Source organism: Streptomyces sp. NPDC042346, assembly GCF_055581845.1.
This window is the reverse complement of record NZ_JBVJEH010000002.1, coordinates 253,853-278,704: the sequence shown is the minus strand read 5'-3', so window position 1 is coordinate 278,704 and position 24,852 is coordinate 253,853. Positions and strand designations below refer to the sequence as shown.

28 protein-coding genes are annotated in these 24,852 nt (G+C 73.5%); 16 read left to right on the top strand and 12 right to left on the bottom strand.

What is annotated here, in order from left to right; genetic code table 11:
• Nucleotides 1-117 precede the first annotated feature (117 nt).
• The 6 genes from ACZ6K0_RS09930 (at nt 118) to ACZ6K0_RS09905 (ending at nt 5,761) form a co-directional block, all read left to right on the top strand.
• The gene (locus ACZ6K0_RS09930) at nt 118-1,176 is read left to right on the top strand and encodes a DUF6397 family protein (RefSeq protein ID WP_469233998.1); all 1,059 of its coding nucleotides are present in this window, start codon (nt 118-120) and stop codon (nt 1,174-1,176) included.
• A 58-nt stretch (nt 1,177-1,234) separates the two neighbouring features.
• Nucleotides 1,235-2,782, top strand: coding sequence for an ATP-dependent DNA ligase (locus tag ACZ6K0_RS09925; RefSeq protein ID WP_469234000.1), 1,548 nt, complete (start codon nt 1,235-1,237; stop codon nt 2,780-2,782).
• 110 nt (nt 2,783-2,892) lie between these two features.
• A complete protein-coding gene (locus ACZ6K0_RS09920; RefSeq protein WP_376406574.1) occupies nt 2,893-3,270 on the top strand; it encodes a hypothetical protein in 378 nt (125 codons plus the stop codon).
• A gap of 198 nt (nt 3,271-3,468) precedes the next feature.
• The gene (locus ACZ6K0_RS09915) at nt 3,469-4,254 is read left to right on the top strand and encodes a polysaccharide deacetylase family protein (RefSeq protein ID WP_376406572.1); all 786 of its coding nucleotides are present in this window, start codon (nt 3,469-3,471) and stop codon (nt 4,252-4,254) included.
• 425 nt (nt 4,255-4,679) lie between these two features.
• Nucleotides 4,680-5,393, top strand: a complete 714-nt coding sequence (locus ACZ6K0_RS09910) for a hypothetical protein (RefSeq protein ID WP_469234003.1) — start codon at nt 4,680-4,682, stop codon at nt 5,391-5,393.
• Nucleotides 5,390-5,761, top strand: coding sequence for a peptidase inhibitor family I36 protein (locus ACZ6K0_RS09905; RefSeq protein WP_376406568.1), 372 nt, complete (start codon nt 5,390-5,392; stop codon nt 5,759-5,761). The genes ACZ6K0_RS09910 and ACZ6K0_RS09905 overlap by 4 nt, the downstream gene beginning before the upstream one ends.
• Before the next feature lie 14 nt (nt 5,762-5,775).
• Here the strand turns inward: ACZ6K0_RS09905 and ACZ6K0_RS09900 are convergent, their stop codons facing one another.
• From ACZ6K0_RS09900 to ACZ6K0_RS09885, 4 genes are all read right to left on the bottom strand, one after another.
• Nucleotides 5,776-6,390, bottom strand: a complete 615-nt coding sequence (locus ACZ6K0_RS09900; RefSeq protein WP_376406566.1) for a rod shape-determining protein MreC — start codon at nt 6,388-6,390, stop codon at nt 5,776-5,778.
• A 288-nt stretch (nt 6,391-6,678) separates the two neighbouring features.
• Nucleotides 6,679-7,869 (bottom strand): globin domain-containing protein, encoded by a 1,191-nt coding sequence (locus tag ACZ6K0_RS09895; RefSeq protein ID WP_469234005.1) that lies wholly within the window; start codon nt 7,867-7,869, stop codon nt 6,679-6,681.
• 72 nt (nt 7,870-7,941) lie between these two features.
• Complete coding sequence (locus ACZ6K0_RS09890) at nt 7,942-8,385, bottom strand: RrF2 family transcriptional regulator (protein WP_358473204.1); 444 nt, start codon at nt 8,383-8,385, stop codon at nt 7,942-7,944.
• A 92-nt stretch (nt 8,386-8,477) separates the two neighbouring features.
• Entirely contained in the window at nt 8,478-8,876 is a 399-nt protein-coding gene (locus ACZ6K0_RS09885; RefSeq protein WP_376406562.1) for an SHOCT domain-containing protein, read from the bottom strand.
• Between the two features lie 157 nt (nt 8,877-9,033).
• On the opposite strand from ACZ6K0_RS09885, the gene ACZ6K0_RS09880 reads away from it, so the two are divergent.
• Both ACZ6K0_RS09880 and ACZ6K0_RS09875 read left to right on the top strand, forming a co-directional pair.
• Entirely contained in the window at nt 9,034-9,474 is a 441-nt protein-coding gene (locus tag ACZ6K0_RS09880) for a DUF6325 family protein (protein WP_469234007.1), read from the top strand.
• Nucleotides 9,475-9,483: 9 nt separating this feature from the next.
• A complete protein-coding gene (locus ACZ6K0_RS09875; RefSeq protein WP_376406558.1) occupies nt 9,484-9,840 on the top strand; it encodes an SHOCT domain-containing protein in 357 nt (118 codons plus the stop codon).
• A gap of 2 nt (nt 9,841-9,842) precedes the next feature.
• On the opposite strand, the gene ACZ6K0_RS09870 is transcribed toward ACZ6K0_RS09875, so the two are convergent.
• Complete coding sequence (locus ACZ6K0_RS09870) at nt 9,843-10,292, bottom strand: peroxiredoxin (RefSeq protein WP_376406556.1); 450 nt, start codon at nt 10,290-10,292, stop codon at nt 9,843-9,845.
• Nucleotides 10,293-10,397: 105 nt separating this feature from the next.
• Nucleotides 10,398-10,982, bottom strand: coding sequence for a PadR family transcriptional regulator (locus ACZ6K0_RS09865; protein WP_469234009.1), 585 nt, complete (start codon nt 10,980-10,982; stop codon nt 10,398-10,400).
• A gap of 150 nt (nt 10,983-11,132) precedes the next feature.
• Between ACZ6K0_RS09865 and ACZ6K0_RS09860 the strand changes: the two genes are divergently transcribed.
• From ACZ6K0_RS09860 to ACZ6K0_RS09850, 3 genes are all read left to right on the top strand, one after another.
• Complete coding sequence (locus ACZ6K0_RS09860; RefSeq protein ID WP_376406552.1) at nt 11,133-11,618, top strand: SRPBCC family protein; 486 nt, start codon at nt 11,133-11,135, stop codon at nt 11,616-11,618.
• Nucleotides 11,619-11,777: 159 nt separating this feature from the next.
• Nucleotides 11,778-13,130: a L,D-transpeptidase gene (locus ACZ6K0_RS09855; RefSeq protein WP_469575643.1), complete on the top strand. Its 1,353-nt coding sequence runs from the start codon at nt 11,778-11,780 to the stop codon at nt 13,128-13,130.
• Between the two features lie 157 nt (nt 13,131-13,287).
• Nucleotides 13,288-13,596, top strand: a complete 309-nt coding sequence (locus ACZ6K0_RS09850) for a CU044_2847 family protein (protein ID WP_469234013.1) — start codon at nt 13,288-13,290, stop codon at nt 13,594-13,596.
• Nucleotides 13,597-13,634: 38 nt separating this feature from the next.
• Here ACZ6K0_RS09850 and ACZ6K0_RS09845 read toward each other — a convergent pair whose 3' ends face one another.
• Nucleotides 13,635-15,047, bottom strand: coding sequence for a threonine/serine exporter family protein (locus ACZ6K0_RS09845; protein WP_469234015.1), 1,413 nt, complete (start codon nt 15,045-15,047; stop codon nt 13,635-13,637).
• Nucleotides 15,048-15,197: 150 nt separating this feature from the next.
• On the opposite strand from ACZ6K0_RS09845, the gene ACZ6K0_RS09840 reads away from it, so the two are divergent.
• Nucleotides 15,198-15,752 carry a tetratricopeptide repeat protein gene (locus tag ACZ6K0_RS09840; RefSeq protein ID WP_469234017.1) on the top strand — a complete coding sequence of 185 codons (555 nt, stop codon included), beginning with the start codon at nt 15,198-15,200 and terminating at the stop codon, nt 15,750-15,752.
• A 32-nt stretch (nt 15,753-15,784) separates the two neighbouring features.
• Here the strand turns inward: ACZ6K0_RS09840 and ACZ6K0_RS09835 are convergent, their stop codons facing one another.
• On the bottom strand, nt 15,785-16,105 hold the full coding sequence (locus ACZ6K0_RS09835) for a cupin domain-containing protein (RefSeq protein ID WP_376406542.1): 321 nt from the start codon (nt 16,103-16,105) through the stop codon (nt 15,785-15,787).
• The gene (locus tag ACZ6K0_RS09830) at nt 16,102-17,466 is read right to left on the bottom strand and encodes an MFS transporter (RefSeq protein WP_469234019.1); all 1,365 of its coding nucleotides are present in this window, start codon (nt 17,464-17,466) and stop codon (nt 16,102-16,104) included. Before ACZ6K0_RS09830 ends, ACZ6K0_RS09835 begins: the two co-directional genes overlap by 4 nt.
• Before the next feature lie 118 nt (nt 17,467-17,584).
• Between ACZ6K0_RS09830 and ACZ6K0_RS09825 the strand changes: the two genes are divergently transcribed.
• On the top strand, nt 17,585-18,472 hold the full coding sequence (locus tag ACZ6K0_RS09825) for a LysR family transcriptional regulator (RefSeq protein WP_376406538.1): 888 nt from the start codon (nt 17,585-17,587) through the stop codon (nt 18,470-18,472).
• On the opposite strand, the gene ACZ6K0_RS09820 is transcribed toward ACZ6K0_RS09825, so the two are convergent.
• The 3 genes from ACZ6K0_RS09820 to ACZ6K0_RS09810 form a co-directional block, all read right to left on the bottom strand.
• Nucleotides 18,461-19,789, bottom strand: a complete 1,329-nt coding sequence (locus ACZ6K0_RS09820) for a M20 metallopeptidase family protein (RefSeq protein ID WP_469234021.1) — start codon at nt 19,787-19,789, stop codon at nt 18,461-18,463. The two genes, ACZ6K0_RS09825 and ACZ6K0_RS09820, sit on opposite strands and share 12 nt — an antisense overlap.
• 75 nt (nt 19,790-19,864) lie before the next feature.
• Nucleotides 19,865-20,389, bottom strand: a complete 525-nt coding sequence (locus ACZ6K0_RS09815; RefSeq protein WP_469234023.1) for a hemerythrin domain-containing protein — start codon at nt 20,387-20,389, stop codon at nt 19,865-19,867.
• An 87-nt stretch (nt 20,390-20,476) separates the two neighbouring features.
• Entirely contained in the window at nt 20,477-21,061 is a 585-nt protein-coding gene (locus tag ACZ6K0_RS09810) for a TMEM165/GDT1 family protein (protein WP_469234025.1), read from the bottom strand.
• Nucleotides 21,062-21,353: 292 nt separating this feature from the next.
• On the opposite strand from ACZ6K0_RS09810, the gene ACZ6K0_RS09805 reads away from it, so the two are divergent.
• The 3 genes from ACZ6K0_RS09805 to ACZ6K0_RS09795 are packed head-to-tail and all read left to right on the top strand — an operon-like array spanning nt 21,354 to nt 24,683.
• Nucleotides 21,354-22,040: a TetR/AcrR family transcriptional regulator gene (locus ACZ6K0_RS09805; RefSeq protein WP_469234027.1), complete on the top strand. Its 687-nt coding sequence runs from the start codon at nt 21,354-21,356 to the stop codon at nt 22,038-22,040.
• On the top strand, nt 22,037-23,497 hold the full coding sequence (locus ACZ6K0_RS09800) for an MFS transporter (protein WP_469234028.1): 1,461 nt from the start codon (nt 22,037-22,039) through the stop codon (nt 23,495-23,497). Before ACZ6K0_RS09805 ends, ACZ6K0_RS09800 begins: the two co-directional genes overlap by 4 nt.
• A 25-nt stretch (nt 23,498-23,522) precedes the next feature.
• Nucleotides 23,523-24,683 (top strand): PP2C family protein-serine/threonine phosphatase, encoded by a 1,161-nt coding sequence (locus ACZ6K0_RS09795; RefSeq protein ID WP_469234030.1) that lies wholly within the window; start codon nt 23,523-23,525, stop codon nt 24,681-24,683.
• Nucleotides 24,684-24,852: the final 169 nt, after the last annotated feature.

The window sequence follows — 24,852 nt, the reverse complement described above, 5'->3', positions numbered from 1 at the left end:
CCGACGGCGGGTTGTCCACAGGGTGTTGTCCACAGACCGCACGTGTGTCGTCGCTCTGCGTTACGTTTCTCTTGTCGGAGTACGAGAGACCACGGACGTACGGGGGAGGGTCACGCGATGACGGTGGACGAAGGTGCGCGCACGGTGACACCGGGGCAGGCCGCGGAGGAACTGGAGCTGCGGCGCGGCGAGTTCCGGCTCGCCGCGCAGTTGGGCCTGGTGAGGACGGTGCCGGTGGGCGACGGGGAGCGGCGGCGTGTCGAGCGGGCCGAGATCGACCGGCTCAGGGCCGCGCCGGACTTCCCCGAGGGCCTGCGCGAGCGGGTGCGGGAGGTGGGCACCCGGGAGGCCGCCGCGCTGCTCTCCGTGCCCCCGGACCGGTTCACACGGCTGGCCAGGACGGGACACCTCAGTCCGGTGCGGTTCTACCTGAACCGCTACCGGGCGGTGGTGTGGAGGTACCTCGCGGCAGAGGTGACCGAGTTCGCCCTCGCCCACCCGGCCCTGCTCACGGGGCGGCTGCCCTTGGACGTGCGCGAGAGACTGGACGCGCACGAGGACGCGCGGCCGAGGAACTGGCGGGCACGCCGTCTGGCGCTGCTCCTCCGGGCGACCGACGATCCCTGGGCGCGCGCGGCCGCCATCGCTTCGATGCTCCACCCGGTCCATCTGGCCGAGGTGGTCGGCGATCCGTACGAGCGCGCCCACCTCGACCGCTTGCGCCCGCCACCGCAGCCCGGCCAACCGGTCTCTCAGGCGGCCCGCGAGATCACCGACCTGCTCGCGCTGGCCGACGCGCCGGACGAGGTCCTCTGGCACCGGATGAGCCTGACCCTGGCCCTGGAGGAGGCACGCGCGGACCGCCCCGCCCCGCACCCCGGTGAGGTCCCGGCGCGAGCGCCGTTGCCCCCGAGAGGTGTGGAGCCGCCACGGGGCCTGGGCGTGGGGCCGGAGCCGGACCCGGCCCTGGAGCCGGGTCCAGAGCCGGGCTCGGTGGCGGAGTCGGTGCCTGCGTCGGAGATTCCCGCCATGCGGCTCCCCGCGGTGCGTCCGGGGGCGGAGCTACCGCCGCGAGGCGGCTCCTCCCGCTCCCGGCTGCTCGACCGGCTCCTGCGCTGGAAGACAGCAGGTGCCCCGCGCGGCGGGAGAGGGAAGCGCCCGGTGGCCTGGCCCTGACGTGGCACCGGACGGGCGTCGGCGTGCGGCGCGGGCGCGGTGTGGGGAGGATGGGCCCATGCTGCTCGCCCGTGTCGCGGAGGCGTCCCGGGAGGTCGCCGCCACCTCCGCGCGCTCGCGCAAGATCTCGCTGCTGGCCGAGCTCTTCGCGGAGGCCGTGCCCGAGGAGAGCCCACTCGTCATCGCCTATCTCGCGGGCCGCCTCCCACAAGGGCGGATCGGCGTCGGGTGGAGCGTCCTCAAGAACGTCGCGCCGCCGGCGGTCCCGCCCGCCGAGGCGCCCGGCCTCACGATCGCCCGCGTCGACACCGCGCTCTCGGAGCTCGCCGCCGTCTCGGGGTCGGGCGCCCGGGCGGAGCGGGACAGGCTCGTCCGCGCCCTGTTCACCGCCGCGACCCTCGACGAACAGGAGCTGCTGCTCCGGCTCCTCTCCGGGGACGTACGGCAAGGGGCCCTCGACGCCGTCGCCCTGGAAGGCGTCGCGAAAGCCGCCACCGTGCCCGCCGCCGAGCTGCGCCGCGCCGTCATGCTCGAAGGCTCGCTGCCCCCGGTGGCCCAGGCGGTCCTGGCCCACGGGGTCACCGCGCTCGACCGGTTCACTCTGCGGGTCGGGAGCCCGGTGCAGCCCATGCTGGCGCACACCGCCGCCTCCGTCGCCGAGGCGATCGCCGCCCTGGGAGCCTGCGCGGTGGAGGAGAAGCTCGACGGCATCCGGGTCCAGGTGCACCGCAGCGGCGACGACGTGCGGGTCCACACCCGTTCCCTCGACGACATCACCGACCGGCTCCCCGAAGTGGTCGCGAGCGCCCGTGCCGTGCCCTCCGACGCGTTCATCCTCGACGGGGAGGCCATCGCCCTCGATCCCGGCACCGGGCGCCCCGCGTCCTTCCAGTCCATCGCCGCCCGCGTGGGCTCCCGTACCGACGTGGCCGGCGCGCGGGCCGCCCTGCCGCTGACGGCCGTCTTCTTCGACGTCCTCGCCGCCGACGGCGAGAGCCTGATCGACCGGCCGGGCCGGGACCGGCATGCCGTCCTCGCCCGGCTGCTCCCCGAGTCCCAGCGGGTCCGGCGCCTCGTCGTCACGGACCCGGCCGATCCCGCACGGGTCGAGGAGGCCGAGCGGTTCTTCGCCGGGACGCTGGAGCGCGGACACGAGGGCGTCCTCGTCAAGGCCCTGGACGCGCCCTACGTGGCCGGCCGCCGGGGCCGCACCTGGTTGAAGGTGAAGCCCGTCCACACGGTGGACCTCGTCGTCCTCGCGGTCGAGCGGGGCCACGGGCGCAGGACCGGGCTGCTCTCCAACCTCCACCTCGGGGCGCGCGCCGAGGACGGCGGCTTCGTCATGCTCGGCAAGACGTTCAAGGGGCTCACCGACGACATGCTCCGCTGGCAGACCCGGAGGCTCGGCGAACTCGCCGTGGCGGACGACGGGTTCACCGTACGGGTGCGCCCCGAGCTCGTCGTCGAGATCGCCTACGACGGGCTCCAGCGCTCGACGCGGTACCCGGCCGGCATCACCCTCCGCTTCGCCCGCGTCGTACGCCACCGTCCCGACAAACCGGCCTCGGAGGCCGACACCGTCGAGGCGATCACCGGCGGTCGCTGAGCGCGGGACGACGGGACCGCTCGGTGCCTCGCGGGAGTCCGTGCCACGAGGGATGCTGGAGACGTGGCACGAGGGCGCGTGGCACGACGAGGGCTGCGAGCCGCGAGGAGATGAGCGACGTGTACGACTTGCACATCGACACCGACGTCACGGTGCAGCTGAGCGACTGCTGCCGGGAGGACGCCCAGGCCGTCTTCGACGTCCTCGACCGTGTCTACCAGCTGGAGGACATGGAGACCCCGAGCCCGCAGGCGGCGAACGGGCCGGCCACCACCGTCTGGATGGCCACCTTCGACACGGCCGCCGGGCGGCGTGAGGAGGTGGCCCCCACGCATCTGTCCGCGCTGGTCGGCGCCACGCTCACCGGCGGGTACCACGCCGTCGACGAGGTCGAGCGTGTGCTCGCCGCCGGCTTCGACGTCCAGTCCCTGCAGTCGGTCTCCGGCGACCAGGAGACCGAGGCCCGCCTGTTGCTCGCCTCCCGCTGAGCCGTCAGGCACGGACACCCCGGGCGGAGCGGACGGGCGCCGCCCGGGGCTCACGCATGCCCGCGCCCCCCTGAGCACCCCCCCTGCGATCACCTGTATACACCGTGTGTAGAGTCCTTGACGTCGCATGATCCGTCCTGACCAGGCGGTGGCGACCGTACCGACATCACACCTTCACAGGGGAAAGCGGGTTCCACCATGCTCCGATTCAGGCCGGGCCGCCGCAGGGGAACGGCGGCCGTCGTCCTCGCCGCCGCATCGCTGATGCTGACGCTCGCCGGGTGCGGGGTCGACCGGGTCACCCCGCAGGACGCCCGGGCCAAGGCCGGAACGGACGACAAGGCGGGTGCGGGAGCCCGACGCGTGGACTGCGCCAAGGTGAAGTGCATAGCCCTCACCTTCGACGCCGGGCCGGGCAAGGACACGCCCCACCTCCTCGACGTCCTCAAGGAGAAGCAGGTCCCCGCCACCTTCTTCCTGCTCGGCAGGAAGCACGTCGACCGCTACCCCGAGGTCGTCAAGCGCATCGCCGACGAGGGACACGAGGTCGCCAACCACACCTGGAGCCACCGCATACTCACCGGTCTCGACGAGGCCGAGGTACGGGAGGAGCTGGCCCTCACCCAGACCGCCGTCGAGAAGATAACCGGCCGCAAGCCCACCCTGATGCGCCCGCCGCAGGGCCGGACCGACGACACGGTCTCCGAGGTCAGCAAGGAGCTGGGCCTCGCCCAGATCCTGTGGACCGTCACCGCCAAGGACTACTCCACCACCGACTCCGCGCTGATACGCCAGCGGGTGGTCGACCAGGCCCAGCGCGACGGCATCATCCTGCTCCACGACATCTACGACGGAACGGTCCCGGCCGTCCCCTCGATCGTCGACGAGCTCAAGCGCCGGGGCTTCACCTTCGTGACGGTGCCCGAACTCCTCGCTCCCGGCAAGGCCGAGCCCGGGGTCGTCTACGGCCCCGAGAAGGACTGACCGGACCTGTCGAAACCGGGTGAGGTGACTCACATCGCCCACGCGGTAGTACATGGAACATTCGGGAAAGGTTTTCCGTTCATACGTATGTGACGTCGAAGGGGTCCGGTCCCCATGGTCCCCCCCTAGAGGTGACCGCTCTTCGTGTCACGGCTATCGGCCCCGGTTGGAATCCCCCGTCCAACCGGGGCTTTGTCGTTCCCTGGACCAGGCCTGGGCATTCCCGCGCGGCACCAGCGGCACCAGCGGCCCCGTGACGGCTTCTGAAGGGGTTCCTGAGGGCGCCCAAGGGGCGCGCGATCCGGCGCGTTCGACCCGTTCGAGTGAGCCTCGGCATGGCCGGACCGGCCCCGGGCAGTGATCTTCCCGGGCCCTCCGGACGATCACCCGGACCCCGCCGACCTGGGACGTTCGAAGGGGACCCCATGTTCCGCAGCACACCGCGCGCCCGCCGCGCCCTCGTCACCGCAGCCGCCTCCCTGCTTCTCTCCGGCTGCGCCGTCGTCGGACCTGAGGGGTCCGGGAAGCCGGGTGTCCCGGCCGATCGGGCAGCCCAGGACACCCTCCTGAAAGCGGCCGAGCACCGGCTCGTCGTCGACTGCCTCGCGGACCGGGGCCTCACCCTCACGCCACGGGCCCGCGCCCCGGACGAGGACCGGACCCTTCAGGCCGCGCTCTTCGGAGCGGGGCCCCGCGAGCTCTCCGTCACGCTCGCCACCGGTGCCACCGTCACCGCCCACAAGGACGGCTGCCTCGCCTCCGCGCGAGGCAGGCTCTACGGCGACCCGGGCCGTTGGTTCCGGGCCCAGGTCACCGTCGACAACCTCCGCGCCGAGGCCCAGGCCCGTATGCGCGACGACCCCGCCCACCAGGAGGCGCTCGCCCGCTGGACCCGGTGCGCGACTCCACCCGACCGTCCACGTCCCGCCGGCCCCGATCCGGCCGTCGCGGCCCGCTGCGCCCGGGAGAGCGGACTCGACGACGTCCGTGCCCGGCTGGAGTCCGTCGAGCTGATCGTGGTGCGTTCCCTGCACCGCGATGAGCTCACCGCATACCGGCAGCTGCGCGACCGCGCGCTGCTGCGGGCAGTCGCACTGCCCGCGCCCATCCACCCGCAGAAAGGCCACGACCACTCGTGAAGCGCATCCTCGCCCTCTCCGGAGCGGCCCTGCTCGCCGTCACCGCCGGCCTCGCCCTCTCCACCTCCGCAGGGGCCGCCGAATGCCCCAGCGGGGAGTTCTGCGTGTGGCAGGACTCGAACTTCGGCGGCCAGCGTGCCAACTGGAGCGGCGACGACGGCTGGTGGGAGAGCTGGATCTCCGACACCGATTCCTCCTGGGTCAACCACGGCATCTCGGGACCCGGCATCAAGGACCACGTCCGGGTCTACGAGAGTGCCTGGCAGGGAGGGAGCATGACCATCTGTCTGGCCCCGGGGCAGGAGGTCGGATACAACGGCGCCGCCAACGACCGCGGCGACTCCCACATCTGGTCGACCGGCTGCTGAACCGGCCGGGCGGATCAGTCGCGGCCGAGGGGGCCGCCCGGGTGACGCAGGGCGGAGGCCAGCATCAGCCCCGCACCGCGGACGACGCTCGTCGACGGGTCGTTCGCGAGCCGCAGGCGGGCCCGGAGGAGGTGTGCCAGGCGGCTCGTCACGTCCAGTCGGAGCGCGCCTCCGCCGGTCACCAGGACTCCGCGGCGCAGCGCGCCGCGGACGGCCCCGGTGCGGTCCTGCCGCCACAGGTCGCTGACCAGGTCGGCGGCCGTCCCGGCGATCGTGTCGGGCACCCGTCCCGACTCCCGCACGTCGTCGACGCCGACCTCGGCCAGCCGCGCGTCCTCGACCAGGCCGTCGACGACGAGCGTCACCTCGGTGAGCTGGGCGCCCAGGTCGACCACGAGCAGCGGACCGCCGCCGGGCGGGGCGGCATAGGCCGCCGCGGCGCGGGCACTGTCCACGGCGATGACCCGCACCGGGCCGAGCCCGTCCACCACCCGGCGCGCGGCCTCCCGTTCCGCCGGAGCCGCGAGGACCGGGTGGGTCAGCATCACGACGGTGTCGTGTCCGCCGTCGCCGGGAGCTGTGGCGGTCAGCCGCCGCAGCAGCCGGAGATGGGAGTCCGTGTCCGTCACCCGGCCACGCCGTACGGGACCGCTCGGCACGTCCGCGAAGACACCCGCCCCCGGGGCCCACGCCCGGGTCCGCGAGCTACCGATGTCGAGCGCGATCCCGCGTACCGGCCGCCGCCCCGTGCCCCGACCGCCGTCGACTGATCCGAACGATCCCATCGCTTCCGTCCATTCGCTCCGTACCCGCTGAATGCGAGGCCGATACGGGCCCTCACTATGCAGTATCCGCAGCCTGAATGCCATGTTGCTTGGGGATCGAAGGCGCAGGTGGTGGCCTTCGGGAAGGAGGCGTCAGCTTTCGGCGCCGAGCCAGAGGTCCGGACCGAAGACCTCGTAGTGGATGTCGGACGCGGCCGTCCCACGGCCGAGGAGGTCGCCGCGCACCGTGCGGAGGAACGGCAGCGGCCCGCAGAGGTATGCCGTCGTGCCCTCGGGGAGGTCGAGCGCGGTGACATCGGCGCGGCCCCGCTGGGCCGTGGCGGCCTCGCCCGGCTCCTCGTACCAGAGGTGCAGGGCCGCCTGCGGCAGCGCGCCGACGAGACGGTGCAGCTCGGCGGCGTGCGCGTGGGACGCGGGGGAGCGGTCCGCGTGCACGACGGCGACCGGACGGGTTGATCCGGTGGCGGCGAGGTGGTCGAGCATCGCCAGCATCGGGGTGCTGCCGATGCCGGCGGAGGCGAGCAGCAGCGGTCCGTCGCCCTCGGGCAGGACCAGATCGCCGAAGGGGGCCGACACGTCCACGGTGTCGCCCACGCGGGCGTGCGCGTGCAGCCACGAGGAGACCTCGCCCGCCGGGTCGCCGTCGACCCGCTTCACCGTGATCCGCCACTGCGGGTGGCCGGGAGCGGCGGAGAGGCTGTACTGGCGGATCTGCCGGGCGCCGTCGGGCAGGGCGACCTGGACGCTCACGTACTGACCCGGCCGGAACGGGGTCGTCGGCGTCCCGTCGGTGTGGCGCAGGACGAAGGAGACGGTGTCGGCCGTCTCCTCGCGCCGCTCGGCGATCTCCATCGGCCGCCAGACCTCGCCCTCGGCGACGCCGGCCTCCTGGTAGAGCGTGGCCTCCACGGCGATGAGCGCGTTGGCCATCAGCCAGTACACCTCGTCCCAGGCCTGGGCGACCTCGGGGGTGACCGCGTCGCCGAGGACCTCGACGATCGCGGCGAAGAGGTGCTCGTGCACCGTCTTGTACTGCTCGGCGGTGACGCCGAGCGAGGCGTGCTTGTGTGCGATGCGGGACAGCATGAGATCGGGGCGACTGTCCGGGCGGTCGAGCAGCGCGACCGCGAAGGCGGCTATGGAACCCGCCAGCGCCTTCCGCTGCTCGCCGTTGGCCTGGTTACCCCGGTTGAACAGGTCGCGCAGCAGCTCGGGGTGGGCGGCGAACAGCCGCGCGTAGAAACGCTCGGTGATCTCGTCGAGCGCACCGCCGACGGCGGGCAGAGTGGCACGGATGACCGGGGCGGCCTGCTCGGACAGCATGGGAACTCTCAATCTGGTAAATGATCTGCGTATTTAAAAGTGTGCGTGTGCCGAGGGAGGGACGCGCACGGCTCAGGGGGAGGGGCGGGGAGTGAGGGAGAGGAGCAGCGGTCCCGTCGGCGAGGCGACGAGCTCCGCCACGGTCAGCGGGTCGAGCACGCGGTAGAAGGCCTCCTGCGCCTCGCGCAGCGCACCCCGCAGTCGGCATGCCGTCCGCAGCGGACACGGAGGATCGCCCTCGCAGGCGACGACCTCTTCCTCGCCTTCAAGGGTGCGGGTCAGCCAGCCCACCGAGGAGCGTCGGCCCAGCTCCGTCAGGGCCAGGCCGCCGCCGCGGCCGCGCCGCGCCTCGACCACGCCGAGATGCTGGAGCCGGGTGACGACCTTCGCCATGTGGGCGTAGGGCACGTCCATCGACTCCGCCACCTCGCGCGTGGTGACGGACTCGTCCTGCGCGATGACCGCCAGACGCATCACGGCACGGAGCGCCAGGTCGGTGAACTTCGTCAACCTCACGACCCGACCCTATCAAAGCGGTATTTCGCGTACGCATTAAGGGGCGGCGCCGGGCCCGAGGCCCGCACGCCGCCGTCCCTGCCGTCCCGCCCTCAGGTCAGGATCTTGGCCTTCGCCTTCTGGAACTCCTCGTCCGTGATGGCGCCCTTCTCCTTCAGATCCGCGAGCCGCGTCAGTTCGTCGGCGGCGCCGCCGCCCGCCGGAGTCGTCCCGGCCGTCTTGCGGATGTAGTCCTGGAACGCGGCCTCGGAGGCCTTCGCCTGCTTGACGTCGCGCTGCCCCATGCTCTTGCCGCGGGCGATGACGTACACCAGCACGCCGAGGTAGGGGAGCAGGATGCAGAAGATCAGCCAGCCGGCCTTGCCCCAGCCGCCGAGGTCGTGGTCACGGAAGATGTCGGTGATCACCTTGAACAGCAGGAAGAGCCACATGATCCAGATGAAGAACCACAGCATGGTCCAGAAGACGTTGAGGAGAGGGTAGTCGTCCATTCCTGCACACTCCGTTCCCGCGCGGGCCGGGGAGGCCCGGCGTACGAGTGAGTCTCGTGCAGGCACCGCGCCCCCGCATGTCGTGGCGGGCCCGGGTGCGGCCCGCCCCCCGCCGTGTTCGGATGGTGGCCGAGGACCGCACGAGGAACGGAGCGTCATGGGGCCGGTGGAATGTGTCGTGCTCGCCTTCCCGGGGGAGCGGCTGAAAGTGGCGGCGGTGACGGCCGTCGCGGACCTGCGCAGAGCGGGCCAGGTGCGCCTGATCGACTCGCTCGTCGTCGTCAAGTCCGTGACGGGGGAGGTGTCCACCTCCGAGCTCGTCGAGTACGAGGAGTACGAGGAGGCCACCGCCGAGATCGGGCCCGAGGCGAACCTCCTGGGTCCCGAGGACGCGGCCGAGGCGGCCGAGACCCTCGAACCGGGCTCCTGCGCGCTGATGCTGCTCGTGGAACACGTGTGGGCCGCGCGTGCGGCGGAGGCGATCCGTGAGGCCGGTGGCCGTGTCTCGGGGACCGTGCGCATCCCGCCCGACCACGTCGAACAGGCGCGGGACGCCTACCGCGAGGCCGTAGCCGTATCCGTGGCCGGAAGGACCTGACCGATGTTCATGCGACGCCGTCCCCTCCTCCGCCCGGTCGTCAGGCCCCGCGGAGCGCCGTTGCTGCGTGGCGCCCTCGTCGGCGGAGCCGCCTACGCCGCGGGCCGCAGCTCCGCCCGCTCCGCACGCCGGGAACAGGACCAGGAAGAGGCCATCGCCGACCTCCAGGCCCAACAGCAACAGCAGCCGCAGCCGCAGCAGGTCGCCGCACCGGCGCCGAGCCCGCTCCCGCCGGCCGCGGCACCGGCCTCCGGGGCGGCCCCGACGGTCACCGACCAGCTGACCCGGCTCGGCGAACTCGCCCAGCAAGGCCTGCTCACCCCCGAGGAGTTCGCGGCGGCCAAGGCGAGACTGCTCGGCGTGTGACCTCAGGGGCGGCGCAGGGCCGCCAGCGCGCGGTCCGCGTGCGCGCTCATGCGGAGTTCGCTGCGTACGACCTCCCGCACGCGCCGGTCCTGGCCGATCACGAACGTGATCCGCTTGGTCGGCGCGAGCGAGAAGCCGCGCTTCACGCCGAACAGGTCCCGCACCGCTCCGTCCGGATCCGACAACAGCGGATAGCCGAGGGAGTGCCGCTCCGCGAACTCCAGCTGCCGTTCCACCGCGTCGGTGCTGATGCCCACGGGCAGGGCGCCGGCGGCACGGAACTCGGCCGCGAGGTCGCGGAAGTGGCACGCCTCCGCGGTGCAGCCGGGGGTGAGCGCCGCCGGGTAGAAGAAGAGGACGACGGGTCCCTCGGTCAGCAGCTCCGAGAGGGAGCGCGGAGTGCCCGTCTCATCCGGAAGGGTGAAGTCCTCGACAAGGTCACCGACGTTCATTGAGGCCCGTCCCCGATCCGTCCGTCCGGGCCACCGGCGCCTCCGGTGGCCGGCCGGTGACGTTACCGCAGAGTAGATGATCCCGTAACCCCCGAAGGGGACGGCTCAGCGGGTGGGCTGCGGCACGGCACCGCGCGCCGCGGCGCGCCGGTCGAGCAGCACGAGGGCCCGCTCGCCCCAGCGCAGGTTCTCCTCCTCGAAGAACCGGCCGCGCATCAGCGTGAGATAGGGGCCGACCCGCTCCGCCTCGCGCAGGTACGTCTCCTCGTCCCGCCCGTCGAGCATCCGCTCCCGCATGCGGTCGTAGCGGGCCAGCTTGGTCCGGGCCGTCTCCATCCGCTGCGCCACGAAACCCCTGACGGCCGCCGTGTCGCCCTCGTCGCAGGCCTGCACCTGGACCATCAGCTCGTCGCGGATGGCGCTCGGCCGCGGCGGAGCCGACGTGTAGGCGTACAGATCCCGCCGGCCCGGCTCCGTCAGACTGAACATCCGCTTGTTGGGACGCCGTTCCTGTTCCACCACGCGGGCCGTGATCAGACCGGCCTCGGCGAGCCGCTCCAGCTCGCGGTAGAGCTGCTGCGGGGTGGCGGCCCAGAAGTTGGCGACGGAGACGTCGAAGATCTTGGCCAGGTCGTATCCGGAGGCCTCGCCCTCCAGGAGAGCGGCGAGGACGGCGTGCTTGAGGGACATCCGGCCACGCTAGCAGCACGTTGAATAGTTCTCTCCGCACCTATTCAACGACCGCACCAGCACCACGGGCGCTTCGCTGGCACGTCGCTCCCGCGCCTGCCTAGGGTGGAGGGAGCAGGCCGTGGGGGAGCAGACCCGAGGGGCAGCGTGATGGGCAGCGACACGTTCGTCTACACCACCTACATCCGGACCACTCCCGACGAGCTCTGGAAGGCACTCACCGACCCGGAGCTCACCCGCCGCTACTGGGGCGTGGCCTTCGAGTCGGAGTGGACCCCCGGTGCCACGATGGTGTGGGACGAGGGCGGCCGCAGGACGGCCGACCCCGAGCAGGTCGTCCTCGACGCCGAGCCCGGCCGCCTTCTCTCGTACACCTGGCACACCTTCACCCCGGCGTGGGCGGAGGCCGTCGGCCTCGACCGGGAGGTGTACGCGCGCCTGGCCCGGGAGCGCCGGTCCCGCGCGACCTTCGCCATCGAGCCCTCGGGCGACACCGTCAAACTCACCGTCACCCACGGCGAACTGGAGACCGACGGCCTCATGAAGGGCCTCATCGGGGAGGGGTGGCCCGCGCTGGTCTCCAGCCTCAAGTCGCTGCTGGAGACCGGCGAGGAGCTGCCCGAACCGCCTCGCTGACCTGCCGTCGAGCCACCGCTGACCCATTCGAGTCGTCTCCGTCCCCCCTCCGCCGCCACACGCGGTGTCTTGATCATCCGTTCCTCCTCTCATCCGATTTGATGCTGCGGTCGGCGACACCCCGCCGACGCTGCCGTCCGGAAGGAGAGGGTGTCCGACGTGTCGTCACGCAGATACGTACGGGGGTGGGGGGCGATGTCCCTGGCGGTCGGAGCCGTCCTCGTCGGCACAGCGGCCCAGTCGCCCGCAGACCGGGACACACCCACGGCCGGGGCGCCGGACCCCACCACCGTGATCTCGGTGGACGGCTGTGCCACCGACGGCGGCCTGTGCTCCGTTCCCCGCCGCACGCTCGTCCTGAGCGGCGCCCGCACCCTCACGGGACACCCCGTCACGCTCGGCGCGCAGGCCACGGGCCCCGTCTCCCTGCTGCTGCGCAGTCCCGGCCGGCTCGCCGACGTGACCGTGACCGACCGGCGCGGCCGCCGGGTCGCCGGCACACCGAGCGCGGACGGCACGAGCTGGACGAGCGCCGGTGCCCTGCCCGCCGGAGGCCGCTACACCGCCCGCCTCGTCGTCGAACGCCCCGCCTCGGGAGCCGACGCACCCCACCGCCACCTCACCCGGCTGGAGTTCCGCACCGCCGCCGCACCGGCCGGAGAGCGGCTGACCGTCACCTTCGGTCCGGAGGGCGGCGGTACGTACGGCGTCGGCCAGCCGATCACCGCCGAACTCAGCCACCCGGTGCCCGCCGAGGACCCCGCGGCCCGCCGTGTCGTCGAGCGCGCCCTCCAGATCCGCACCACCCCGAGGGTCGAAGGCTCCTGGCACTGGGTCGACTCCGCCACCCTCCACTACCGGCCCCGCGACTACTGGCCCGCCCGCACCGGCATCCGCGTCCACAGCGCCCTCAACGGGCTCCACGTCGGCAGCGGCCTCTTCGGCGGCCCGTCACGGCCGCTCACCCTCACCACCGGCGACCGCATCGAAGCCGTCACCGACGTCTCCGCCCTGGAGATGACCGTGTTCCGCGACGGGCGGGCGGTCCGCACCTTCCCGGTCACCACCGGGAAGGCCGGCTACCGCACCCGGAGCGGCATCAAGGTCGTCCTCGGCAAGGAGCCCCTCGTCCGCATGCGGGGCGATTCGATCGGCATCGCACGCGGCAGCCAGGACTCCTACGACCTCAAGGTCCGCTGGGCCACACGGGTGACCTGGAGCGGCGAATACCTGCACGCCGCGCCCTGGTCCGTCGACGCACAGGGCAGTGACAACGTCAGCCACGGCTGCACCGGGATGAGCACCGAGGACGCCGCCTGGCTGTTCCGCACGGTCCGCGAGGGCGACCTCGTCCGGGTTGTCAACGGCTATGGCGAGCCGATGACCCCCTTCGGCAACGGCTTCGGGGACTGGAACCTCAGCTGGGCGGAGTGGCGGCGCGGCAGCGCGCTCGCCGGTCCGGTCACCGCCGGCCCCGCGACCACGGAGACCTCCCTGCGCCCCGCGCTCTGAGCCGTACGCGCGCGAGGGCGGGGTGTGCGCGCGAGGACGGGGCGTGCGTGCGCGAGGGCGGGTCGTGCGCGTGGCGGGCGCCCCGGGTCCCGTACCGCCCGGTGATACTGACGTCCTGTCAGCCCGTCCGCCCCCCCGCCGTACCCAGGGAGATTCGATGCCGGACGTCACCAAGGTCGAGGTCGGGGACGCGACCCTCTTCGTGGAAGCGCGGCGGCTCGGCCCCGACACCGAGCTCGAAGGATTCGGCGACCGGTTGCCGGACCTCTCCGCGGTCACCGGCGCACTCGCCTCCTTCGCCGGGCAGATCGGCGAGGCGCTCGACCGTGCTGCCCCCGACCGGGCGACCGTCGAGTTCGGCTGCCAGCTCGGCCTGGACGCGGGCAAACTCACCGCCCTTGTCGTCCAGGGCAGCGCCAACGCCAGCCTGCGCGTGACCCTCGAATGGACGAAGTCGCCCCGCTGACACGGGTGGCCGACGGACCCTGCCGGCGCCCGGATCCGTTACTCGCGCAGGGTGTCCGCGGTACCCCGAGCCCCCGGCTCCGCCGCTCCGTCCGGAGGCGGCGGAGTCGTAGGAGCCGGTGCGCCGAGCAGCAGCTGGGGGCGCCGCTGGATGCCGGCGCCGACGAGGACGCCCATGGCGATCGAGGCCACGGTGATCACCATGCTCACCATGCTGTCCAGGCCGCCGCCGGTGTCGCCCGCCACGATGATCTCCGAGATGCTGGTGAGGCCGACCGCGCCCGGGACGAGCAGCCAGAAGCAGGGCAGGAACACCACCTGGTCCGGGGTGTGCGAGCGGCGCGCGATCCACTTGGCCATCGGCGGCAGCAGCATGCCCGCCGCGAAGGCGCCGAAGGTCGCGCCCGCGAACTCCGAGGCCACCGACTGGACCAGCCGCTCGGTGAGCAGCGCGCCCAGGAGCCAGCCCGTGACCCGCGGAGGGGCGGAGAAGTACAGCAGGAAGCCGAAGCCGAGGAGGAGCACCCCGACCCAGGGTGCCCAGGGCCCGAGGGTGGGGGACGCGGGCCCGCCCGACGGACGGGGGCTCACCAGCTCGGTGCCGACGAGGATGCCGATGGCCAGGAGGAGGAGCACGTTCGCCGCCCCGGCCAGCCGGGCGATGCCCGACAGGGCAGCCCCGGTGGCCAGTTCGATGGCGCCGAGCGTGAGCGCGGAGCCCGGCAGGAAGGCGATCAGCGGAGGGATGTACAGGACCGTGGGTGCCTCGTGCAGGAGCGGCCCCGCCCACTGTTGCGAGGAGGCCGTGACCAGGATCGCCGCCACCACCGGAAGAGCGGTACGAGCGGCCGGGAGCCGGTCGCCGAACAGGCGCAGCAGCCCGACGCCCGCACCGAGGACCGCGTACCCGATGACGGCGGGGACCGTCGCGTGCCGCATCGCGCCGAGGCCGACGGTGAGCAGGATGTAGCCGAGGATGGTGGCGGCCGGGCTGAAGCGCTCGGGCCGCGCCCTGAGCTCCCGCAGCGATCCGCGCGCGTCCTCGAACGGCACCTGCTCCGTACGCATCCGCTCGACCAGCGACTGGAGCGCCTCCACCTGGTCGAGCCGTAGGTCAGGGCCCTCGACGGGGGCGAAGTCGAGCTCCCCGCCCCGGCCGTCGGGGCCGCCGCCGACCCGGACGAACAGCCCCGTGGGGACCACGAAGCTCCGCGCCCGCATGCCGTAGCGCGCGGCCACGTCGTGCAGCGACTGCTCGACCTCGGCCGTCCGCTCCCCGGCGCGCAGCAGTTCCGAGCCGAGCTCGCACAGGAGCGCGGCCAGATCCCGCAGCCACTCCCGGCCGGCGGCCTCCGCCTCCGGCACGGTCACGGTCTTCCCCCGCCGCCGGGGCCGCAGCGCGGCAGCCCGCCGGGCGAGACCACGGAGATCAAGACGGGACAAAAGACGCATTCGCGCACGTTAGCAGCGCACTCGCACCCTCACATCCGCCCGCCGCATGCTCCGTGCTCGGCCGACAAAGCCTCTACCTGTACTCGACCGTGAGACCCGCAGTGATTCCCACCATGATCCCCGGCCGTCCGAGCTGCGAGGATGGCCGTCATGGAGCACCACGAGGAGAAGAACGGCCCGCTGGCCGAGGCGGTCGCCCTGCGCGAAGCGGGCCGCAAGGAGGAGGCGCGCGAGCTGCTCGTCGCGCTCGCCGCCCGCCGTCCGGACGACGCCGAGGTCGCCTACCAGGCGGCCTGGGCGCACGACGTCCTCGGCCTGGAGGCGGAGGCCGTGCCGTACTACGAGCGCGCCCTCGCCAAAACCGAAACCGGCACCGGCAACGAGACCGGCACCGGCTCGACCACCAGCAGCCCAGGTCTCACCCCCGACGACCGGCGCGGGGCCCTCCTCGGTCTCGGCAGCACCTACCGGATCCTCGGCCGGTACGAGGACGCCGTCACGCTGCTGACCGGCGCCGTGGAGGAGTTCCCCGAGGACGGGTCCCTGCGCACCTTCCTGGCCATGGCCCTCTACAACACGGGGCAGCACCACGAGTCGGTCCGGACCCTGCTGCGCCTCCTCGCCGCCACCAGCGAGGACCCGTCCGTACGCGAGTACCGGAAGGCCATCGAGTACTACGCCGAGGACCTCGACGCGACGGAGTGACCGGCCCGGAATCCGGGCGGGCGGGACGTCCGTCAGTCGTTCACGGCGGTCAGGACCACCACCGTGTCCTCCACCGCGGTCAGCCCGTGCCGCTCCTTGGGGATCATCCGCAGCGCCCCCGCCGGGAGCTCCTCCGCCCACCCGGCCGCCGTCAGCGTCACCCGGCCCCGCAGCACCTGGAGGCTGCCGGCCGGTGGCGCGTTGTGCTCGTCCAGGGACGTGCCCGACGTCAGGGCGATGACGGTCTGCCGGAGCACCCCGTCGTGCATGACCAGGTGGGCGCTGCGCCCGTGCGGCGCGGTGCGGGCCGCGGCCAGGTGCTCGTCGGCGAGCGCGGTGAGGTCCAGGATCATGTCTCTCCCTGCGGGGTTCTCTCCTGCGAGGTGCGCGGACGCATACTCCCAGCGTCCCGTGTGGCGTCCGGGCCGCAACTCGGCACCGCCGGTCGCGCCGGGCCGGCCACCACGAGACCGGCGACCACGACGAACGCCCCCGCCGCGAGGAGGGCGGCGGACCAGCCGTACGTCGTGTAGAGCCAGGACCCCGCGAGGGAACCGAAGGCGCCGCCGCCGAACGTCGCCAGCATGAAGACGGTGTTCACCCGGGCCGCCACGGCCCGGCCGATCGAGAAGATCCGGGCCTGATTGGCCACCTGGCACGAGCTGACCCCCACGACCAGCAGATTCGCCCCGGCCGCGAGCGCCACGGGGGAGTACGGGGCGAGCCCCGCCACCCCGAGCCCGAGCCCCGCGGCGACCAGACCCCCGGTGTTCACCGCTCGCGGCCCGTACCGGTCGGCGAGGGGTCCGGCCGCCGCCGAGGCCAGCGCCGCCGGCAGGGTCAGCACCCCGAAGAGCCCGGCTGCGCCCGGCCCGTACCCGAGGGGCGGGGCCGCCAGATGGAACGCGAGCACGGCCCAGAAGACGCTGAACGCGGCGAAGACGCACGCGCCGAGCAGCGCCGAGATCCGCAGGTCCCGGTGGTCGGCGAGGAGCCGGGGCAGCCCGGCCAGGAGCCGGAGGTACGAGGAGCGGCGCTCCGAGGGTGCGCCCGTCCGCTCGGGCAGCCGCCGGGGGAGGACCCACAGCAGCGCCGCCGTCGCGGCCGCGGCCACCACATAGGCGGCGCGCCAGCTCCCGCTCGCGTCGGTCACGGCGCCCGAGACCGTACGGGACAGCGTCGAGCCGAGCGTGAGGCCGAGGCCGACGAGTCCCACGACCCGGCCCCGCCGTCCCGGACCCGCGAGGACGGCCGCCACCGGGGTGAGGATCTGCGGCAGCACCGTCGTGGTGGAGAGGGCCAGGGTGGCGAGCGTCAGCGTGAGCACGTCCGGCGCCGCCGCGGCGACGAGCAGCGCGGCCGTGGTCAGCGCGAGCAGAGCCGAGGTGAGCCGGCGCAGCCGGGCGGTGTCGGCGAGCGGCACGAGCAGCAGGATGCCGAGCGCGTACCCGATCTGGGCCGCCGAGGCGATCAGGCCCGCCGTCCGCTCCGAGACCTCCAGGCCGTGGGCGACGGCGGCGAGCAGCGGCTGAGGGAAGTAGATGTTGGCGACGGTGACGGCCCCGGCCACGGCGAAGAGCGGGACGTTCAGGGTCGGGGCGGGGGACTGGGCGGGGTACTGGGTGGGCGCCGGGTCGGGCGCGGCGGGCACGGGCGCGGCTGACCGGGGGACGGCTGACACGGGGACGGCGGGCGGGTTCGGTTCCGGTTCCACGGACTCTCTTCCGTACGGCGGGGGCGACGCCTCCAGGCTCCTCGTCGCCGCCCCCGCCGAACAAGATGCGATCATCGAATCGGCGTTGAGCCACACTCAACGATCAGGAGGGGGAGCGATGCTCGAACGGTACGAACTGGAGGCGTTCCTCACGCTGGCCGAGGAGCTCCACTTCGGGCGCACCGCCGAGCGCCTCGGCGTCTCCACCGGCCGGATCAGCCAGACCGTCAAGAAGCTGGAGCGACGCGTCGGCACCCCGCTCTTCGCCCGCACCAGCCGCAGCGTCCAGCTCACCCCCGTCGGCCTGCGCCTGTACGAGGACCTGCTGCCCGCGTACCGGCAGCTGCGGGCCGCCCTCGAACGCGCCACCGAGGCCGGGCGGGGCGTCCGGGGCAGACTGCGGGCCGGTTTCGCCACGCCCTGGGGCGGCGAACTGCTGACGGCCGCCGCCGACACGCTGCTCGCCCGCTACCCCGGCTGCGAGATCACGGTCCACGAGGTCCCGCTCGACGCCGGACCCGGCCCCCTCAGGGACGGAACGCTCGACGTCCAGTTCGTCGCCTTCCCCGTCCGCGAGCCGGACCTCACCACCGGCCCCGTCGTCGTCGCCGAGGACCGGGTCCTGCTCCTGCCCGTGGCGCACCCGCTGGCAGGCAGGGCGTCCCTCGGCCTGGAGGACCTCGCGGGCCTCGCCCTGATCACCCCCGAGGGCGCGAACCCCCGCTACTGGCGCGACCACCACTACCCCCGCCGCACCCCGTCCGGAGCCCCCGTCGGCCGGGGGCCGGTCGCGGCGACCTGGCAGGAGGTCCTCTCCCATGTGAGCGCGGGCCGGGGCGTCGCCCCCGGCGCGGCGCTCGGAGCCCGCTACCACCCACGGCCCGGTATCGCCTACGTCCCGCTGCGCGACGCCCCGCCCGTCGAGTACGGCCTCGTCTGGCCCACGGCCGCCGACTCCGCCCTGCTCAGGGCCTTCGTCGAGGCGGTCGGCACGTCACGCACCTGACCCGTCCGACGCTCCCCGGGGCGCGTCGGCGGGCGGAGACGCCGGTCCCGCCAGCGCCCCCGTCAGATGGTCGTACGCGACGTGCGCGTGGAGCCGGACCCCGGTGACGAGCGTGTCGTCGTCCGCGTAGAAGCGCGGGTGGTGATTGGTGGCGATCCCGCGCCCGCCCGGCACCGCCACGGGCCGGCCCGACGGGTCCAGGGCGGCGTCCTGGACGCCGAGCGTGACGTACAGGCCGCCGAAGCGGCGTACGAACTCGGAGACGTCGTCGTACCCGAGCGTCCCCCCGGTCTCCACCACCCGCTCCTCGCCCACCACCCGGCGGAAGGTCGGCAGCGCCGACTCGACCCACGGCCGGGTGTTGTGCACGGGCGGTACGTACTGGAGGTACTCCACCGAGGCCGTCGCGCCGAACGCCGCCGCCGAGTGCTCCACGAGCGTCGTCAGGCGCCGCTGGACCTCCGCCATGTCCGACTCCACGGCGCACCGGGCCGTGCCCCACAGCGTCACCGTCTGCCCGATGACGTTGAACCGGCCGACGTCCTCCACGTGCCCGATGGAGACCGTGACCGGGGCGAACGCCGAGACCTGCCGGTACAGCTGGCCGATGCCCGTCAGGACCGCCCCCACCGCCGGCATCGGATCGACGCCCTCCCAGGGCGTGGAGCCGTGGGTCTGCTTCCCGGTGACGACGACGCGAACGAGGACGGAAGCGGCGTACTGATTGCCGATCCGGTACCCCACGTACCCCTTCGGGTAGGGCGTCACGTGCAGTCCGAAGGCCATCGTCGGCACCGGATCGGCGAAGGCGCCCGCCTCGACCATGGCCCGCGCCCCGCCCTCCTCGGTGACCGGCGGGCCTTCCTCGGCGGGCTGGAAGACGAAGAGCACGGTGCCCGGGAGCCGGTCGCGGACCCCGGCGAGCACGGCCGCCGCGCCGAGCACCATCGCCGTGTGGCAGTCATGGCCGCAGGCGTGCGAGACGGGGAACAGGCCGCCCGGACGGCCGGTGTCCACGGCCTCGGAGGCGAACTCGGTCCCGCACAGGTCCCTGACCGGCAGCGCGTCCATGTCCGCCCGCAGGGCCACCACCCGCCCGCCCGGTGTCGCCGCCGTGCCGCGCAGGACGCCCACGACGCCGTGTCCGGCGATGCCGGTACGCACCTCGTCGAGGCCGAGCGCGCGCAGCTCGTCCGCCACCATGCGGGCGGTGTTCACCTCCCGGTTGGACAGCTCGGGATGCCGGTGGAGATGGTGCCGCCAGGCGACCACCCGGTCCGCCACCTGCGCTGCCCGCTCGTCCAGTTCGCCGTGCAACGGAGCCTCCCTCCCGTACCGGCTCTCGCCGTGGCCAATGGGGACCGTGCCCCACCAGCCTCCCACCCGGGTGTGTCAGCGGCCCGTCAGGTCGGAGAGCGTGAAGTCGTCCGGCAGCGGGGTGCCGAGCTCGTTGAGGGCCGTGACGAGTTTCTTCTCCTCGTACGTGAAGTGCGACTCCACCAGGGCGATGAGCCCGTCCAGTTCGCCGCGAACCCGCCGTACCTCCGCCGAGTCCGGACCGGTTCCGGGCGCCGTGTCCGTCGGCAGTCCGTCCAGCAGGCCCTGGAGGCGCAGCAGGATCTCCTCGACCTGCTCGTGGTCGCGCGCGAGCTCGTCGAGCACCGGCCGCAGGGCGGGGTACGCGGCGGCGAGGACGGGGAAGACGCCCTGGTCCTCGGCGGTGTGGTGGCGCGTGAGCGCGGTGCAGAAGGCGAGGCAGTGCGCCCGCAGGTTCCGGGGGCGGTCGCCGTCTCCGGAGAGGAAGGAGCCCACGTCCTCGCGGAGGCGGGCGAGCTCCTCGCGGAGCCAGATGTGCACGTCGACGAGCTGGTTTCCGAACGCCGCGAGGCGGTCGCCCGGTTCGGAGGTGGTGGTCATCCCCGCATGATCGCACCAGGGCCGGACGCAGCACACCCCCCGTCCGGAACCGGACGGGGGGTGTTCGGGATGGCCCGGTGGCCGGCGTCAGCCGGTGAATACCTCGACCAGCGACCAGATCGCGAGGCCCGCCATGCACACGCCGCCGACGCGCTGGACGGTCTTGAGCGGTACGCGCTTGGCGATGAACCGGCCCGCGACCAGGGCGAGGGCGGAGACGCTCATCAGGGCGGCGAGCGAGCCGATCGCCGTCGACCAGGTGCCGTTGGTGGCGGCGAGGTTGGCGGTGGTGATCTGGGTGAGGTCGCCCCACTCGCTGATGAAGACGGCCATGAAGGCGGTCGAGAAGACAGGCCAGAAGCCGGTCACCGTCCGGCCGCCCGTGTCGTCGTCCTCGTCGTCGGCTCCGCTGCGGAGCAGCATGAAGGCGCCGAAGCCGAACAACAGGGCCGAGACCAGTTTGACGATCCAGCCGGGGAGCAGCCCGAGCAGGCTGCCGGCTCCCACGGCGATGGCGACGTGCGCCAGGAAGGCGGTCGAGGTGCCGATCCAGACGTACAGCGGACGCATCCGCGTGCCCATGGCGAGCGACGCGAACATCGTCTTGTCGGGAAGCTCGGCGAGGAAGATCAGCCCGAAGGCGGTGAGGATCGCCAAGGGGTCGAGGTGCATAACGGGGCTCTCTGCTCGGTCCGGGCCCGTGGGCTCCGCACCTCGATGGCGACGGGAGGACCACTCGGCCCGGCATGACGAACCACGCCCACGGAAGCGCGGACGCGGTTGATGCCTGGCCGAAGGTCTCGCCCGTCCACGTCGTACGTGGACCCGGTCACCGGGAACCCGGGGGTTCCAGTGTGTCGACGACCGGTTCGCAGGGCTACTCCCCTTCGCTGTCCCTCAGTGTAACCGAACAGGGCGTGGGGGCGGGTAGACACCGTCTACTCGATCTTGGTAGACAGTGTCTATGCAGCATGACGAGAACGAAGGACCGGGCGAGAACGAAGGACCCGGTGAGAGCGAAGGACCGGGCGAGAGCGAAGGACCGGGCGAGAGCGAAGGATTCGGCGAGCACGACGACGGGCTGCGCGGACGACTCGTCCGGGCCGGCGTCGAGCTGGTGAACGCCGAAGGCGTGCAGGCTCTGTCCCTGCGCGAGATCGCCCGCAGGGCCGGTGTCTCCCACGGAGCCCCCCGCCGCTACTTCCCCACGCACCTGGACCTCCTGTCGGCCATCGCCCGTCACGGCTTCGCCGAACTGGCCGACCGCCTCGCCGAGGAGGACCGGGAGGAGGCGGGGCCACGCGAACGGATCGCGATCCTCGCCCGCGTCTACCTCGCGTACGCGGGGACCCGGCGCGGCATGTACGAGCTGATGTTCCGCCACGACCTGCTCGAAAGCGGCCGGCTGGGGCTGCGGGAGACGAGCCTGCCGCTCTTCGCCCACCTCACCGGGCTCGTCGAGCGCGCCACGGACTCCGGGCCGGGTGCCGACGCCGTCCTCCGCGCGGGCGCCCTCTGGGCCAACCTCCACGGCATCGCCCAGCTCTGGCACTGGGGCAGCCTCCGGCTCGCCACCGGCGGCACCGACCCCGCCCCGCTCCTCGCCGCCGCCCTCGACGCCCACCTCGGACCCGTGGAGCCCACCCCGTGACCGTCGGCCCCGATACCTCGACCTCGACCTCGACAGGTCCGCGCCGCGCCCGTCGCGCGCCGACCGCCGTCACCCTCGCCTGCAGCGTCGTCGGCGCGGCCGTCGTCGCCCTCGACGGCACCGTCCTCACCGTCGCCCAGCCCGCCCTCCAGCGCGACCTGCACGCCGGTGTCGGGCAGGTGCAGTGGACCAGTACCGCCTACCTCGTCGCCGTCGCGAGCCTCCTCGTCTTCGCCGGCCGCCTCGGCGACCGCTTCGGCCACCGCCGGGTCTTCGCCGTCGGCGCCCTGGGCTTCGCCGCCGCTTCCGCCGGCATCGCCCTCGCCCCCGGCATCGGCGCCGTGATCGCGCTGCGCGTGCTCCAAGGGGTGTGCGGGGCCCTCCTCCAACCCGCCACCCTCGGCATGCTGCGCACCGCCTTCCCGCCCGAGCGCCTCGCGACGCCGATCGCCGTGCGCACCGCCGCCATCGGGCTCGCCGCGGCGGCCGGCCCCGTCGTGGGCGGCGCGCTCGTCTCCGCGTACGGCTGGCGCGCGGTCTTCCTCCTCGGTGTGCCGCCGACCCTCGCGATCGGCCTGCTCGCCCTCGCCGCACCGGAACCGCGCGCCGCGCGCCCGGAGCGGCACCCCTCCACCGGAATCGCCGCGCTCGACCCGCTCGGTGCCGTCCTGCTCGCCGCCGCCCTCGGCCTCCTCGTCCACGGACTCGTCGACGCGCCCCGACCCGGCGGAACCGGGACCACCGTGCTCGTGATCGCCGCCGCCCTCGCCGCCGGAGCGGCGCTCGTCCGGCACGAACGCCGCGCCCCGCACCCCCTTCTGCCACCCGAGCTGATGCGGAGCGTGCCCGTCCGAGCCGGGCTCGCCGTCCTCCTCGCCGCCTCGGCCGCCCTCTCCGGGACGCTCTTCGTGGCGACGTACTTCCTCCAGGACGTCCAGGGACTCGACCCCCTCGACTGCGCCCTGCGCTTCCTGCCGCTCGCCGCCATCATGGTGCTCGGTGCGCTCCTCTGCCCGCCGCTCCTGCGCCGCTACGGGCCCCGGCGCACGGCGACCGCCGGCGCGGTCCTCCTCACCTTCGGCGTCCTGCTGCTCTCCCGGCTCGACGCGACGGCCTCCGCGGGGTCCGTCTGCACCGCGTCCGCCCTCCTCGGCGCGGGCTTCGTCGTCCTCATGGTCACCGCGACCTCCGTCGTCGTGCACCGCGCCCCCGAGGCCCACGCCGGTGTCGTCGGCGGCCTCCAGCAGACCGCCATGAACATCGGACCCGCGCTCGGCGTCGCCCTCGCGACCCTGCTCCTCGCCCTCGTCCCGGGCGGCGGCTTCGTCCCGGACCGGGGCCTCGTCCTGCCCGCCCTCGCCGTGATCGCCGCCCTCGCGATCCCCGCCGCCCTCGCCCTGCCCGAGGCGGCGCACCCCCGGGGGACACGCCCGGGGCCGACGCCACCCGGGCCCTGACGGCGGTTCTGCGTACGATCATGAAATGCCTGATGCCGGCCACCGGCGCCCGCCCGGCAGGGCGGAGCGCACCCAGTTCAACATCGGTCGCGCCCTGCCCTTCCTGATCCTCGTCATGACGGCGGCCGCCGATCTCTTCACCCCCGACGAGGAGCGCTTCGAGCGGCTCCTCGTCGCCGCGCCCGCGCTCGCCGCCGTCACCTGGAGCGTGCGCGGGACCATCGGCATCGGCCTGCTCGCCATGGGCGTACGCGCGCTGCTCCACCTCGGCCGGTCCGAGGCCCTCGTCCCCGAACTCCTCGCCAGCGAGGTGGTCATCGCCCTCGTCACCGCCGCCTCGGCCTGGGTCAGCCTGGTCCGCACCCGCTACGAAAGGGACCTGCGCGAGGTCACCGCGGTCGCCGAGGTCGTCCAGCGCGTCGTCCTGCGTCCGCTGCCCGACCGCCTGGGCCGCTTCGACCTGCACCTGCTGTACGTCGCGGCCGCCGCCAAGGCCCGGATCGGCGGCGACTTCTACGAGGCCGTCCGGGTCCCCGGAGCCGTACGGATCATGCTCGGCGACGTCCAGGGCAAGGGCCTCGGCGCCGTCGAGACCGCCTCCGTCCTGCTCGGCGCCTTCCGGGCCGCCGTCAACCGGGCCCCGGACCTGGCCGCCCTCGCCGACACCCTCGACGAGGGCCTGACGCGCTACAACGGCTGGGACCCCGAGTCCGACGCCGCCGAACGCTTCGCCACCGTCGTGCTCGTGGAGTTCCCCGACGACCGGGACATCGCCCGGCTCCTCAGCTGCGGCCATCCCGCCCCGCTGATCCAGCGCGGGGCCGAGGTCACGCCGGTCGTCTTCGCCGACCCCTCCCTGCCCGTCAACCTCGCGGGCCTCGCCGAGAACCACCACCGGATCGAGGAGGTGCCCTTCGGCCCGGGGGACCGGATGCTGCTCTTCACCGACGGCGTCAGCGAGACCCGCGACCGGGCCGGCACCTTCTATCCGCTGGAGACGCGGCTGCGCGGCTGGGCCCGGGATCCGGCCGACGAGCTGCCCGAAATCCTCCACCGCGACCTCGCCGCGTACGGCGTCGACGGCCTCGACGACGATGTCGCCGCACTGCTCGTCGTCCGCGCGCCCGAGCCGGCCCGCCCGCCCGAGTCCGTCAGCCCGCCCGAGCCGGCTCGCCCCTCCTCCTGACCGCTCGCCCCTCCTCCTGACCGTCCTCGGCGCCCCCAAACATCGAGTTCGGGGCGGCTTGTGTCGTTCACGCACGGTTGCGTGACACGTGCGCCGTTCGTGCGCTCTGGCCGCTCCGGCCCGCATACGTGAGGCTTGCGACCGTCCGCATCGCGGACGGTCTGCAGTC

Bases quoted from the DNA above. Each gene is read 5' to 3' on its own strand.
- ACZ6K0_RS09910 (WP_469234003.1), top strand. From the start codon at position 4,680: ATGTTCCGCAGCACACCGCGCGCCCGCCGCGCCCTCGTCACCGCAGCC.
- ACZ6K0_RS09930 (WP_469233998.1), top strand. From the start codon at position 118: ATGACGGTGGACGAAGGTGCGCGCACGGTGACACCGGGGCAGGCCGCG.
- ACZ6K0_RS09835 (WP_376406542.1), bottom strand. From the start codon at position 16,105: ATGATCCTGGACCTCACCGCGCTCGCCGACGAGCACCTGGCCGCGGCC.
- ACZ6K0_RS09920 (WP_376406574.1), top strand. From the start codon at position 2,893: ATGAGCGACGTGTACGACTTGCACATCGACACCGACGTCACGGTGCAG.
- ACZ6K0_RS09805 (WP_469234027.1), top strand. From the start codon at position 21,354: ATGCAGCATGACGAGAACGAAGGACCGGGCGAGAACGAAGGACCCGGT.
- ACZ6K0_RS09815 (WP_469234023.1), bottom strand. From the start codon at position 20,389: ATGACCACCACCTCCGAACCGGGCGACCGCCTCGCGGCGTTCGGAAAC.
- ACZ6K0_RS09875 (WP_376406558.1), top strand. From the start codon at position 9,484: ATGCGACGCCGTCCCCTCCTCCGCCCGGTCGTCAGGCCCCGCGGAGCG.
- ACZ6K0_RS09885 (WP_376406562.1), bottom strand. From the start codon at position 8,876: ATGGACGACTACCCTCTCCTCAACGTCTTCTGGACCATGCTGTGGTTC.
- ACZ6K0_RS09850 (WP_469234013.1), top strand. From the start codon at position 13,288: ATGCCGGACGTCACCAAGGTCGAGGTCGGGGACGCGACCCTCTTCGTG.
- ACZ6K0_RS09795 (WP_469234030.1), top strand. From the start codon at position 23,523: ATGCCTGATGCCGGCCACCGGCGCCCGCCCGGCAGGGCGGAGCGCACC.
- ACZ6K0_RS09860 (WP_376406552.1), top strand. From the start codon at position 11,133: ATGGGCAGCGACACGTTCGTCTACACCACCTACATCCGGACCACTCCC.
- ACZ6K0_RS09880 (WP_469234007.1), top strand. From the start codon at position 9,034: ATGGGGCCGGTGGAATGTGTCGTGCTCGCCTTCCCGGGGGAGCGGCTG.
- ACZ6K0_RS09895 (WP_469234005.1), bottom strand. From the start codon at position 7,869: ATGCTGTCCGAGCAGGCCGCCCCGGTCATCCGTGCCACTCTGCCCGCC.
- ACZ6K0_RS09810 (WP_469234025.1), bottom strand. From the start codon at position 21,061: ATGCACCTCGACCCCTTGGCGATCCTCACCGCCTTCGGGCTGATCTTC.
- ACZ6K0_RS09915 (WP_376406572.1), top strand. From the start codon at position 3,469: ATGCTCCGATTCAGGCCGGGCCGCCGCAGGGGAACGGCGGCCGTCGTC.
- ACZ6K0_RS09840 (WP_469234017.1), top strand. From the start codon at position 15,198: ATGGAGCACCACGAGGAGAAGAACGGCCCGCTGGCCGAGGCGGTCGCC.
- ACZ6K0_RS09825 (WP_376406538.1), top strand. From the start codon at position 17,585: ATGCTCGAACGGTACGAACTGGAGGCGTTCCTCACGCTGGCCGAGGAG.
- ACZ6K0_RS09870 (WP_376406556.1), bottom strand. From the start codon at position 10,292: ATGAACGTCGGTGACCTTGTCGAGGACTTCACCCTTCCGGATGAGACG.
- ACZ6K0_RS09865 (WP_469234009.1), bottom strand. From the start codon at position 10,982: ATGTCCCTCAAGCACGCCGTCCTCGCCGCTCTCCTGGAGGGCGAGGCC.
- ACZ6K0_RS09845 (WP_469234015.1), bottom strand. From the start codon at position 15,047: ATGCGTCTTTTGTCCCGTCTTGATCTCCGTGGTCTCGCCCGGCGGGCT.
- ACZ6K0_RS09925 (WP_469234000.1), top strand. From the start codon at position 1,235: ATGCTGCTCGCCCGTGTCGCGGAGGCGTCCCGGGAGGTCGCCGCCACC.